This window comes from Mangrovibrevibacter kandeliae (assembly GCF_024519155.1).
In the GTDB taxonomy this organism is placed as follows: domain Bacteria; phylum Pseudomonadota; class Alphaproteobacteria; order Rhizobiales; family Rhizobiaceae; genus Mangrovibrevibacter; species Mangrovibrevibacter kandeliae.
This window is the reverse complement of record NZ_JANIFJ010000004.1, coordinates 37,080-49,806: the sequence shown is the minus strand read 5'-3', so window position 1 is coordinate 49,806 and position 12,727 is coordinate 37,080. Positions and strand designations below refer to the sequence as shown.

Here is a 12,727-nt window from a genome sequence, read left to right as displayed (position 1 = left end):
AATGACCGACCCACTGATTGCCGTGGTGGACGACGAAGCGCCGACCCGCGAGATGATCTCGGACTACATCCGCATGAACGGCTTCCGCACGGAGACGTTCGACGGCGGGCCCTCGTTCCGCGCCTTTCTCAACAGCGGGAAGCCGGATCTCGTCGTCCTCGACCTGAACATGCCGGGCGAGGACGGGCTGTCGATCGTGCGCCATCTCAAGGGGACGACCGACATCCCCGTCATCATGCTGACGGGAACGGCAAGTCTCGTCGACCGCGTGGTCGGCCTCGAGCTCGGGGCCGACGACTATCTGGCCAAACCCTGCGAGCTTCGCGAACTTCTCGCGCGCATTCGCTCCGTCATGCGGCGGGCCCAGGGCTCGCAGAACCAGGCCGCGGCCCCGATGCCGGCAGGGCCGGTGCCTCCCGCGTCGCGCCGGATACGGTTCGGCACCAAATGGCTCGATTTCGACGCGCAGCTCCTTGCCGACGAGGACGGCAACATGATGCAGCTCGTTCAGAGCGAATTCGCGCTGCTCAAGGCCTTCGCCGACAATCCGCGCAGGGTCCTGACCCGCGAGCGCCTGCTCGATCTCGCCAGCGTGCGCGATGCCGATCCGTTCGACCGCGCCATCGACGTGCGGATCACCCGCATCCGGCGCAAGATCGAGCCCGATCCGGCGCATCCCACCGTCATTCGTACGGTCAGGGGGTCCGGCTACATCTTCTCGCCCGAGGCGTGACGGCGCTGCGAAATCATGGCGAAACATTCCTGCCGCATGAACGGGACGTCTCGTTTGTCCCATGCAGTGCGGCCGGATGGTTCTCGCTTCGAACGACCTTCATGCGTCTCGCCCGGCCCGGCCGTCCGCACGCTTCGTGGCCTGGCCGTCGAAGGCCGTCGAGGCCATCCCCCGGCTTCTTGACTGGCGGCGGCACTCCCGCTCCGCGTTGAAGCCGACGATCGCCCAGCGCGTCTTCCTCGTCGGCGCGCTGCCGATCGCGATCACCGCACTGATGGGGTTTCTGTCGATCCTGCTGCTCGGACGCGCGGACGTCGCCCGGCAGGGCGCGCTCGACGCTTCGACGGTGTATCGACAGGGCGTCTCGGCCATGAGCGCGAGCGACGCCTATCTCGATGCAGACCCATCGGATCGGACGCGCTTTTCCGCCGGATTTTCTGCCTCGATCACCGGTGCGAGACGCGGTCTCGCCAGTCTCTCGGCACGCTCGCCCGAGCCTGAAGAACGCGCCGCCATCCAGTCCACCATGGAGGCCCTCGATCGCTACGCCCGGCAGATGGATCAGCTCATGGCGACCACGGCCTGGAACGACGGGCTGGTCGCCGAAATGGACAAGCGCCTCGGTCACCTCATCTCCCTGACCGAAGAAGCCCGTGAGCGTCAGCACGTGTCCAATCTCGACATCGTCAAGACGCTTCGCGCGCGCAGCGGCGTCCTCGTGGCGACACGCGAGATCGTGGCGGCGCAGCAAGCTCTCAGGCTCGCCATCGCGGACGCCTCGCTGATGGCCGCGAGCGGACGGGCCGTCAGCGAGGATCGCCTGTCCGTCTCCTTCGAAGCGGCTCGCATTCGCAATGCCTACGAGGTCTATCGACACGCGAGCATGGGCCGTCCGACGCCGCCTCTCGATGATGCGATCCTCGACGAAGATGCGGTCCTGCGCACCAACATCGTCGCGGCGCGCGACAGCCTTGCCCGGCTCGATCGCCAGCTGAAGGTCGATGTCACGGCCGAACGCACCCTTCAGACCGAATTGCTCGAGCTCTTCTCCTACTCGGTCGAGGCCAGCGAGACCGAACAGGCCACCCAGAACATCGCCATCGAGACCCTGAAGCTCGGCGATGAGACCGGCCAGGTCATCGCCCGGCGCGAAGGCGCACAGATCGCCGAGATCGTCGACCGCAGTCGCGCTCTCGGGGAGCGCATCTCCTCGCTCCCGATCTCGCCCCTCATCCAGAGCGACATGCTGGACGCGCTGGAGGACTGGCGCGAAGCCTTGAAGGCGGCCGAGGAAGGGCTGCGGGCGCAGGGCGCGGTGCGCACCGACATGTCCGACCGGGCCGAGTTCCTCCTTCTTCAGGTCGCATCGCTGAATGCCACCCTGTCGGCAAATGCCGATCGCATCGGCTCGCAGGTGAGACAGATCATCGTCTTCGGCGGAGGGGCCGCATTTCTCCTGGCGGCGCTGGCGGCGCTGCTGACGGCGCGGTCGATCACCCGTCCGCTGAAGCGGCTCGAGCAGGGGATGATCGCCGGAGCTTTCAACACCGGGGCCGATCGAATGTCCGATACGGACCGACGCGACGAGCTGGGTGCGATGGCCCGGGCGACGAACCGCTTCCTGACCGAACTCGAGCGGCGCGAAAACGCGCTGCGGCGGGCGAAGGAGGATACGGAAGAGTCGCTGGAACGCCTGAGGGAGACCCAAAGCGAACTGATCCAGGCCGAGAAGCTTGCCTCGCTCGGCCAACTGGTCGCCGGCGTCGCGCACGAGATCAATACGCCGCTGGGCGTCGCCCTGACGACTGCGACCGTCATGGCCGTGGATGTCGAGCGCTTCCAGCATCAGACATCGTCCGGCGGCGTCACGAAGGCGGCCTTCGACGAATTCGTGCGGCGCATGGACGAGGGGTCGCGGCTGACGGTCGCCAATGTCGAGCGATCCGCCAGCCTCGTCCAATCCTTCAAGCGCGTCGCGGCAGACCAAGCCAGCGGCGAACGGCGGACGTTTCTCGTCGAGGCGTTCACGCGCGATCTGTTCACCAGTCTCGGCCCGATGGGCAAACGCGCCGGCCACCGGCTGGAGATCGCCTGCGAGCCGGACCTCGAGATCGACAGCTATCCAGGCGCGCTTTCGCAGGTTCTGACGAACCTCCTTTCGAACGTCTATGCCCATGCCTATCGTCCCGGCGAGACCGGCACGATCACGGTGCTGATCGCCCGGCGGGACTGCGACGAACTGCGCATCACCTTTTCCGACGACGGACGAGGCATTGACGCCGCGCATCGCTCCAAGATCTTCGATCCGTTCTTCACCACCGGGCGGGCGTCGGGCTCGACCGGGCTCGGCCTCCACATCGTCTACAACCTCGTCACCGTCACCCTGGGCGGCACGATCACGCTGCGCAGCAACACACCCCGCGGCTCCACCTTCATCATCGACCTTCCGCTCAGCGCCCCAACACCGATGGCGTCCGAGCCTCTTGCTTGAGGATCCCCGTCTTGCTCCGTCAGCTCGCTCTCCTCGTGATGTTCGCCAGTGCCTGCCTGACCGGGGGCGCAGCGGCGCAGACCTTCGTCTATTGCTCCGAGGGCAATCCCGAGGCGATCAATCCGCAGCTGGCGATCACGGGCACCGCCATGGATGCCTCGCGGCCGATGTTCAACAACCTCGTGGAATTTGCGCCGGGCACGACGGATCTGCGGCCAGCGCTTGCCGAAAGCTGGACGGTCTCCGAGGACGGAAAGACCTACACGTTCCATCTGCGGCCGAACGTCAGCTTCCACTCGAACGAGAGCTTCGTGCCCACCCGGCCGATGAACGCCGACGACGTCGTCTTTTCGCTGACGCGTCAATGGAAGGATGACCATCCCTACCATAACGTCTCGAATGCGCGGTTCGACTACTTCAAGGACAGCGGGTTCGGCGAACTCCTCGCCAGCGTGGACGCCCTGGACGAGCGCACCGTGCGGATCGTCCTGACCCGCCCCGAAGCGCCGTTCCTCGCCTCCCTCGCCATGCCGTTCAACGCCATCCTCTCGGCCGAATATGCCGACCGGATGATGCAGGCTGGAACGCCGGAGCGCCTCGATACGCATCCGATCGGCACCGGCCCCTTCGAGCTTGCCGACTTCCGCAAGGACATCATGGTGCGCTACCGCGCGTTTCCGGACTACTGGCGCGGACGCCAGAAGATCGAAACCCTCGTCTTTTCCATAACGCCCACGGCCTCGGCGCGCGTGACCAAGCTGAAAGCCGGCGAATGCCATGTCAGCGCCTTCCCGGGTGCGGAAGACATCGCGGCCATCAAGGCCGATGACGGACTGCGTCTCTATCAGCTGCCCGGCTTCAACATAGGCTATCTCGGGATCAACACGACACGCCCCCCCTTCGACGACGTGCGCGTTCGCCGAGCGATCAACCTCGCGATCGATCGGCAGGCGATCATCGACGCGGTCTTCCCGGGAACCGGGACGCTCGCCAGCAACCCCATTCCGCCGACCTCCTGGGCCTTCGATCAGAGCGCGGAACCGGTCGCGCATGATCCGGCCGCCGCGAGAGCCCTGCTTGCCGAAGCCGGCCACGCCGACGGCATCACCACCGATCTCTGGTACATGCCGGTCTCGCGCCCCTATAATCCGAACGGCCGGCGCATCGCGGAAATGATCGCCGACGATCTCGAGGAACTCGGGATTCGGCTCGAGCTGAAGACCGCCGAGTGGAACGACTATCGGATCACCATGCAGGACGGCGGGGTGACGCTGGCGCTCTACGGCTGGACCGGAGACAATGGCGATCCCGACAATTTCCTCGGCACGCTGCTCGGCTGCACCGCCGCGCGGATCGGCGGGAACAATATCGCCCGATGGTGCAACCACGAGTTCGACGACCTGATCCGCGAGGCGCGGGAGGTCAGCGACCGGGAACGACGCCGCGAGCTTTACGACCAGGCGCAAGCCATCTTCCGCCGCGAGGTGCCCTGGGTGCCCATCGCGCACTCGATCTTCACGGTCGCCGCTCGGAAGTCGGTCAAGGGTTTCGTCATCGATCCGCTTGGCTACCACAACTTCGAAGGCGTCAGCTTGAGCGATGACTGAACGCCTTCGCGCTCATTCCGCAGGATGTTGCAGGACCGGGCGCGCCACGGCTTGACGCTCGGTTGGACAGTCAGATCCCCGTCGAGGCCGGCGATGGCGACAGTCGATCGGAGGCGACTGCGACGGCGGCCGGCGCCTTTCATCGGCTGGCGCCCTTCAACGGCGGCTCAGTCCCCCGCGCGGCGGCGGCTGCGGCACTGCAAGCCGGGCCCCTTCCCGTTCTGCCGGTCATGGATGCCGGTTCAGTCGGACGACGCTGCGCCCCGCGACGACATCGCAAGGTGTTCCAGAAGCTCCGCCGTGCCGAGGGTGCGGCAGTAGCCGCCGAAGGCGTTCAGCGCTGCCGCATGGCGGTCCGGCGTGTGCGTTGCGCAGGCATCGGACACGCAGACCGGATAGAAGCCGCGATCCGCCGCGTCGCGCAGGGTGTGGTCGACGCACTGGTCGGTGAGGAAGCCGGTGACCACCAGCGTGTCGATGCCGATGTTGCGCAGGACGTACTCGATGTTGGTCGAGTTGAAGACGCCGGACGAGGTCTTGGGAATGACGATCTCGTCCTCGCCGGGCGCGAGCGCGTCGAACACCTTCGCGTCCCAGGAGCCCTTGGCGATGAAGAAGTTGGACAGCTTGTAGTCGAGGCTGCGGTCGCGCCCATCCTTGGTGAGGTTCTCCATCACCGTGTACATCACCTCTGCGCCGGCGGCGCGGAAGCCGGCGACCAGCCGCTCGAGATTGGGCAGGACGGTGTCGCGCACCACCGCGTCGAACTCCGGCAGACGCGCCGCGACGTCCGGGTTCCAGACGACGTTCTGCGTGTCGACCAGGAGCAGGCAGGTGCGCCGGGGATCGAACGGGCGCTCGCGCGTGAGGCCGGCATCTTCGGGACGTTGCATGAAGGGTTCTCCGGGTCAGACCATCACGTCGCCGCCGTTCGGATGGAACGTCGCGCCGACATAGAAGGCGGCATCCTCCAGCGCGAGCAGCAGCGCGGTCGGTGCCACCTCCTCCACCCGCCCCTGGCGGCCGATCACGAGCTCCGCCTCCTTCCGGCCCACCCACTCGGACGGCAGCTTCATGTCGGTGTCGATCGGCCCGGGACAGATCGCGTTCACGGCGATGTTGTGCCGCGTCACCTCGTAGGCGAGGGAGCGGGTGAAGCCGACGACGCCGGCCTTCGCGGCGGCATAGTGGGTCATCCCCTCGCCGCCCTTGTAAGCAAGTTGGCTCGCGATGTTGACGATCCGCCCGTAGCCGCGCGCCTTCATCTGCGGCACGACGGCACGCGTGCAGAGGAAGACGCTCTTCAGGTCGATCCGGATCATCTCGTCGAACGTCTCCGTCGCCATCGTCTCGAGCAGCGCCACGGTGACGATGCCGGCATTGTTGACGAGAATGTCGAGCGGGCCGAGCTCCGCCGCGACCCTTGCGAAGGCAGCGGCGACCTCCGCCTCGTCGCCGACGTCGACGGTGACGGCGATGCTGCGCCGGCCAAGGTCGCGGATGCGGCGCGCCACGGTCTCGGCGCCCTCGCCATTGCGGTCGAGCACGGCAACGTCGCAGCCCTCGGCGGCGTAAAGAAGCGCGATGGCCCGGCCGAGGCCCGTGGCCGCGCCGGTGACGGCGGCGATGCGCCCGTTCAACTTGCCCATCTGACGGCGCTCCTCAGTAGACCTCGGCGTACCGGGCACAGAGCTCCTCGGGGCTCCAGGCGCGGGTCAGCTCGAGCTCGCTGCGCTTGTTGGCGAGATAGGCTTGCGTCAGCGCGGGCGACAGGAACGCGCTGGCGGCAGCGTCGGCCTCGAGCGCGTCGAGCGCCGCGCCGGCACTCGACGGCAGGCGCCGGATGCCCCGTGCCGCGCGCTCCGCCTCATCCATCACGCCGGGATCGATGCCGGTGGTGGGCTCTGGCGTCGGGGCACCGTCGCGCAGGCCTGCAAGCCCGGCGCGGATGATCGCCGCGAGCTGCAGATAGGGATTGGCGGTGGCATCGGCGGCGCGGAACTCGAAGTTGAACTGCCGCGCCGCCTTCCTGGACGCGCCGAAGACGGGGCAGATGCGGATGCCGGCCTCGCGGTCGTGGTAGCCGAGGTTGGACCAGACGCCGGTCCAGGTGTTCGGCACCAGACGCAGGTAGGACACAGCCGTCGGAGCGGTGAAGGCACAGAGCGCCGGCATGTGCCGGAGGACGCCGGCGAGGAAGCTGCCTGCCCGCTCGCTCACACCGAACGGTCGATCCGGGTCGAAGCTGATCGGCTCGCCCGCCTCGGTCCACAGGCTGAAGTGAATGTGGACGCCGCTGCCGAGACCGTCCGGCGCGACGCGCGGCGCGAAGGTGACGCGGTGGCCGAGCCGGTGCGCGGTGGCGCGCGCGAGCTCCTTCACGGTTACGGCCTGATCGCAGGCGGCAAGGGCTTCGGCCGGCGGCAGCGTCACCTCGAACTGGCCCGGACCGAACTCCGGCAGGTAGGACTCGACGTCCAGGCCCGCCGCCTGCAGCGCGGCGATGAAGACTTCGCCGAAGACGCCATGGCGGCGCACCGCGCCGAGACCGTACATGTCGCCGGCCCGAGTCTCGGCGCCGGAATAGACGAACTCGTGCTCGAAGGTGGCGCGAAGCACGATGCCCGTCTCGCGCAGCAGGTCCTTCGCTGCGATCTTGAGTGCGGTGCGCGGGCAGCAGTCCCACGGAGTGCCGTCGGTCTCGGTCAGGTCGCACAGGAAGAAGCGCTCGGCCGGGGATCCGTCCTCGAAGTCGACCTCCACGCGCGTCGCGGGATCGGGCATCAGCGTGAGGTCGCCGTGCGGTCCCCAGGGTGAGGATGCGATCGTGCCGAGGGCCGTGAACATCAGGTTGGTCGGCGTCCAGCCGATGCCGGCCTTGAGCCGCTTGTCGAGCAGGCGGGTCGGGAAGCCTTTCCCCCGCACCTGCCCGGACAGGTCGGCGTAGCAGAACAGGGTCAGCGGCTCTCGGATCATCCTGTCACCTTCGGATAGCGGTGGACATGCGCGAGGCTTCCGATGCGGCGGTGCGCGCGCGCCGGTAGCGCTCGCGCCCGCCGAGATCGGCGGCCGCAGCCGCCCTGTCGCGCGGGCCGCGAGTGTCTGGTCGTGGCGAGGACAGGGTAATAGGGGTACTGGCGATGAAGGCTCCGAGACATGCCGAGGCAGGACACCCCGCGCGTGGCCTCGGCAAAGCGCGTGCAACTCGCGCCGAGGTCCCGGCGGGTTCGATCATGGTGGACGCTCGACCCCATCGCCGGTGCAGTGTCATCGCATCGATCGCTACCATGGCGTTATCTTCTGATACAAGCGAGCCCTGCTCGATATCGGGCACGCTCAGGACTTGGGCAGCAGCTGAGAAGAGGAACGTCGATGGCCCGGCTTTGTAAGACGCTCCGCCGAGCGCGAACATCGGCCCCTCGGTGCGGCAATGCCTGGGGCTGCTCCGTCCGTCGCTGCGCAGGTGGACAGCTCCGGCCAGCGAAGCCGAGGTTGGCCGCAGGATGAGCGGCCGTGCGACCCGTTCCCTCGGCCGCGTGCTTCTGACCGGCGCGCGCGGCTTCCTGGGCGGCGCCACGCGGGCGCGGCTCCGCCAGGAGGGGATCGACGTGGTCGGCGCCGACATCGGCGACGGCATGCCCGGGGACGGCATCACGGCGTGCGACCTTCGGTGCAACGATGACATCGTGGCGCTCTTCGCCAGTGCGCCCTTCGACACCGTCCTGCACTGCGGAGCCGTCTCCGGTCCGATGGTGCTCGCGGACCGCCCGGGCGACATCTGGCGCATCAACGCGCAGGGGACGGCGGAGCTTCTCGAGGCCGCGCGGCGAAGCGGGGCCGGGCGCATCGTCGTGTGCTCGTCCGTCGAGGTCTACGGTGCGCGCCGCCGCGGCGTTCTCGACGAGAGCGCGCCGCCCGATCCGCCGGGCGTCTACGGGGCGAGCAAGCTGGCGGCGGAGGCCGCCGTGATCGGCTACGCCAACGGCGAAGGCCTCGACGTCCTCGCGCTCCGTCTCGGCTGGGTCTATGGCCCCGGGCGCGCGACCCCGACGATGCTGGAGGCGCTGCTGCGGGCGGCGACGGAAGGGAGAGACTTCGAGGTTGAGGGGCATCCGGCGGACGTCGCGCATTACCTCTATATCGAGGATGCGGTGTCGGGCCTCCTCGCCGCCGCGACGGCCGGCGCGGTGACGTCGCGCATCTTCAACATCGTCGGCCCCGCCGGCGAGACCCTGGGCGATGTCGCCGACGTCGTCGGTCGTCTGTGTCCGCAGAGCCGGATCGACTTCGAACGCGCAGAACCCTCCGCCGAGGGGCCGGACGGCTACACGTCGCACCGTGCTGCGGACGAGCTCGGCTTTCGGGCCCACGTCAGGCTCGGCGACGGCCTGGAGCGGACGATGCGGTCGCTTGCGACCCCGCCCGCCTGACCGGCCGAGGACGCCGCACGTCGGCAGCATCATGCCGCGCCTCCAGGCGACGCCGGCCGCGGTGCGCGACGGCCGGCCGCGCAGTCCGGCGGTCGGCCGGGCGTCAGGCATCGGCCTTAAGGCGCGCGGACAGGGTGGCGGCCGCCGCGACGACGAGCCGACAGAGCTCCTCCTCGCGCTCGCGAAACCGGCTGGTCAGCGTGCCGAGGTTCAGGGCGGCGATCACCGCTCCGCTTCCGTCGCGCACCGGCGCGGCGACGGCCGTCGATCCGGTGATGAACTCCTGGTCGTTGATCGCAAAGTCGCGGCGGCGCACCTCGGCGAGCACGTCGATCAGCGCCACCCGGCCGGTGACGGTAAAGCCGGTGTAGGACAGGAGGCTGACACGATCGAGATAGGCCTCGATCTCGTGATCGCCGCGAAAGGCGAGGAGTGCGCGCCCGGTTGCCGTGCAGTACGCCGCGATCGGCGACTGGAGATCGACGTCGTAGCGCACCGGCTGGCGACTGACGCATTTGGCGAGCCGGCGAATGTCGCCGCGGGCATTCATCGTCGAGATCAGCACCGTTTCGCCCGAGGCGTCGCGCAGCCGCTGCATGATCGGCATGGCCTTGGCCACGAGCGGCTCCTCGATCGGCCGGAACGGAAACCCGTGACGGCTCGCCTCGACGAGGAGGTAGCGACCATCGGCGTCATGAACGACATGGCCGCGCCCGATCAACGTCTGCAGAAGCGCATGGGCGCTGCTCTTGGGCAATGACAGCGCGCTGGTGATGCGGGTGAACGAGACCGCCTCGCGGCTTTCGGCCAGCAATTCCAGGAGATCCAGGATGCGGCCGGCGCTCTTGACCTCAGAGTTCATGGATGTGAACACCGCCCAGTTGCTGGTCAGACAGTAGGCTCATAACCTTCCTGCACAGAGAAGCGCCAGTGCGGGGCAGCCTCCATGCGGGCAGCTGCGACTGGAAACCTGACAGAATAAGCATCGAATGGCTCCAGACGCTCAAGACATCGCCGATCCGAAGACCCCGTGGCTTTGGCCGGAGCCGGTATGGCGCAGCAAAGTGGCCAAGGCAGCGGCGGGGCGCTCGCTGAAGCCCGCGTCATGGAAGGGCGGCGCGCGCATGGCGGTGGCCCTCTCCTTCGACAGTGATCACGAGACGATCGAGCTGCGCAACGGCGGCCTCTCCGCCGGACGCATGAGCCAGGGCACCTATGGCGCGCGCGCCGGCATGCCCCGCATCCTCGGCCTGCTCGCGCGGCATGGCGTTCCGGCCTCCTTCTTCATGCCGGCTGTCTCGGCGATGCTGAACGCGGACGAGGTCGAGCGCGTCGCCGGCGCCGGCCACGAGATCGGCATCCACTCCTGGATCCACGAGTTCAACTCCGGTCTCGACCACGCCACCGAGCGCGACCTGTCGCTGCGCGCGGCCGACGTGCTGGAGAAGCTCGCCGGCACCCGCCCGGTCGGGATGCGCACCGCGTCCTGGGACTTCTCTCCGCACACCCTTTCGATCGTGCGCGAAATGGGCCTCCTCTACGATTCCTCGCTGATGGCCGACGACGAGCCCTACGAGCTCCTGGAGGACGGCGAGGTCACGGGCGTGGTCGAACTTCCGGTCGAATGGATCCGCGACGACGCGCCGTACTTCAACATGGACCGTGGCGGGACCGCGCGCCCCTATGGTGGGCCGGCGATGCTCCTCGACATCCTGAGCCGCGAACTGGAGCTCGCCTGGGAGGAAGGCGGACTGTTCCAGCTCACCTTGCATCCACACCATGTCGGCCACCGCTCGCGCATCTTCATCCTGGACGAGGTCATCCGCCTCGCCAAGAGCAAGGGCGACGTCTGGTTCGCGACCCATGCCGACATCGTCCGCTACTGCCTCGCCGAAGCCGACGCGACCAAAGCCTGACGCCGACCACTTCTATCGCCGAAACGACGAAAGGGGATTTACCCGGATGCTGAGACTTCTCGCCGCCACCACCCTCGCCATGGGTCTCCTCGCCGCGCCGGTGCTGGCGCAGGACGCAAAGGACACGCTGACGATCGACCTGCCGAACGACGCGGCGACGCTCGACCCGCACCTGCAGTGGGACACGGACAGCTACACGATCTATCGCAACATCTTCGACAACCTCGTCACCCGCGACGCCGCAGGCGAGATCGTGCCGCAGATCGCCACCAAGTGGTCCTACGAGAACGACACCACGCTCGACTTCGACATCCGGGACGACGTCACCTTCCACGACGGCAGCAAGCTGACCGCCGACGACGTCGCCTTCAGCATCAACCGGATCATCGACCCGGCGCTCAAGAGTCCGCAATTCTCGCAGTTCAGCCCCATCGACAAGGCCGAGGCGGTCAGTCCCACCAAGGTGCGGATCACCACCAAGTCGCCCTACCCGGCGATGCTTGCCCAGCTGGTGAAGCTGTCCATCGTGCCGAAGGCCTATCTCGAGAAGGTCGGCGACCAGGGCTTCAACGCCAAGCCCGTCGGCAGCGGCCCCTACAAGCTCGTCGACCACCAGCAGGGCGTGCGCACCGATCTCGAGGCCAATGCGGACTACTGGCGCGGCAAGCCACCCTTCGCCCACGTCACCTTCCGCGCGGTGCCGGACGTGTCGACCCGTATCGCCGACCTGAAGACCGGCCAGGCCGATCTCGTGCGCGACGTGCCGCCGGACCAGGCGATCAGCCTGAAGGACGATCCGAGCGTCCAGATCCTCTCGGTCGCCACCGAGCGGGTCGGCTACATGTACATGAACGCCCAGAGCGGCCCGACCAAGGACGCGCGCGTGCGCCAGGCGATCGCCTACGCAATCGACCAGCAGGGCCTGATCGACGCGCTGCTGCAGGGCTACGGCAAGCCGGTCAACATCATCGGCGCGCCGCCGGTGTTCGGCTACACCGACGCGGTCGAAGGCTACGCCTACGATCCGGACAAGGCGCGGGAATTGGTGAAGGAGGCGGGCGCCGAGGGCGCGAAGATCGAGTTCCTGACCTCGCCCTCCTACAATCGGGCGCTGGTCGAGGCGCTGCAGCAGATGATCAACGACGCCGGTCTCGACACCGAGATCACCTCCACCGACCAGGCGACGTTCCTGAAGCGCCGCCAGGGCGATCCGGCCAATGCCGGCAGTGTCGCGATTGGGCGCTGGTCCTGCGCTTGCCAGGACGCCGACGGCATCATCTATCCGCTGTTCCGCACCGGCAGCACCTGGGCGAAGTACTCCAACCCGGACTTCGACGCGGCGGTCGATGCCGCCCGTTCGACCCTCGACGAGGCGGAGCGGCTGAAGGACTACAAGACCGCCTACGAGATCCTGCGCACGGACGTGCCGGGCATCGGCCTCTACCAGGACTTCGCGGTCTATGGCGCCAACCCGCACCTGACCTGGCAGCCGACCCCGAACGAGTCGATGTTCGTAATGGACATGGCCTGGAAGAACTGACGGGCGGGCG

10 protein-coding genes are annotated in these 12,727 nt (G+C 67.8%); 6 read left to right on the top strand and 4 right to left on the bottom strand.

Annotation, left to right across the window (positions count from 1 at the left end):
* Nucleotide 1: 1 nt before the first annotated feature.
* The 3 genes from NPA30_RS12010 to NPA30_RS12000 all read left to right on the top strand — a co-directional run bounded on the left by NPA30_RS12010 (nt 2) and on the right by NPA30_RS12000 (nt 4,831).
* Complete coding sequence (locus NPA30_RS12010) at nt 2–733, top strand: response regulator (protein ID WP_256802937.1); 732 nt, start codon at nt 2–4, stop codon at nt 731–733.
* A 208-nt stretch (nt 734–941) separates the two neighbouring features.
* Entirely contained in the window at nt 942–3,224 is a 2,283-nt protein-coding gene (locus tag NPA30_RS12005) for an ATP-binding protein (RefSeq protein WP_256802936.1), read from the top strand.
* Nucleotides 3,225–3,235: 11 nt separating this feature from the next.
* Nucleotides 3,236–4,831 (top strand): ABC transporter substrate-binding protein, encoded by a 1,596-nt coding sequence (locus NPA30_RS12000; RefSeq protein ID WP_256802935.1) that lies wholly within the window; start codon nt 3,236–3,238, stop codon nt 4,829–4,831.
* 242 nt (nt 4,832–5,073) lie between these two features.
* On the opposite strand, the gene NPA30_RS11995 is transcribed toward NPA30_RS12000, so the two are convergent.
* Genes NPA30_RS11995 through NPA30_RS11985 form a run of 3 tightly spaced genes read right to left on the bottom strand, consistent with a single transcriptional unit; the run spans nt 5,074 to nt 7,807 of the window.
* On the bottom strand, nt 5,074–5,724 hold the full coding sequence (locus tag NPA30_RS11995; RefSeq protein ID WP_256802934.1) for a cysteine hydrolase family protein: 651 nt from the start codon (nt 5,722–5,724) through the stop codon (nt 5,074–5,076).
* A gap of 15 nt (nt 5,725–5,739) precedes the next feature.
* Entirely contained in the window at nt 5,740–6,480 is a 741-nt protein-coding gene (locus NPA30_RS11990) for an SDR family NAD(P)-dependent oxidoreductase (protein ID WP_256802933.1), read from the bottom strand.
* Nucleotides 6,481–6,493: 13 nt separating this feature from the next.
* Entirely contained in the window at nt 6,494–7,807 is a 1,314-nt protein-coding gene (locus NPA30_RS11985) for a glutamine synthetase family protein (RefSeq protein ID WP_256802932.1), read from the bottom strand.
* Nucleotides 7,808–8,334: 527 nt separating this feature from the next.
* Here NPA30_RS11985 and NPA30_RS11980 point away from each other — a divergent pair.
* Nucleotides 8,335–9,261 (top strand): NAD-dependent epimerase/dehydratase family protein, encoded by a 927-nt coding sequence (locus NPA30_RS11980; protein WP_256802931.1) that lies wholly within the window; start codon nt 8,335–8,337, stop codon nt 9,259–9,261.
* Nucleotides 9,262–9,364: 103 nt separating this feature from the next.
* Here NPA30_RS11980 and NPA30_RS11975 read toward each other — a convergent pair whose 3' ends face one another.
* Complete coding sequence (locus NPA30_RS11975) at nt 9,365–10,123, bottom strand: IclR family transcriptional regulator (protein WP_256802930.1); 759 nt, start codon at nt 10,121–10,123, stop codon at nt 9,365–9,367.
* A 127-nt stretch (nt 10,124–10,250) separates the two neighbouring features.
* Here NPA30_RS11975 and NPA30_RS11970 point away from each other — a divergent pair, with 127 nt between their 5' ends.
* Nucleotides 10,251–11,177, top strand: coding sequence for a polysaccharide deacetylase family protein (locus NPA30_RS11970; RefSeq protein ID WP_256802929.1), 927 nt, complete (start codon nt 10,251–10,253; stop codon nt 11,175–11,177).
* A 46-nt stretch (nt 11,178–11,223) separates the two neighbouring features.
* Entirely contained in the window at nt 11,224–12,717 is a 1,494-nt protein-coding gene (locus NPA30_RS11965; RefSeq protein ID WP_256802928.1) for an ABC transporter substrate-binding protein, read from the top strand.
* Nucleotides 12,718–12,727 lie beyond the last annotated feature (10 nt).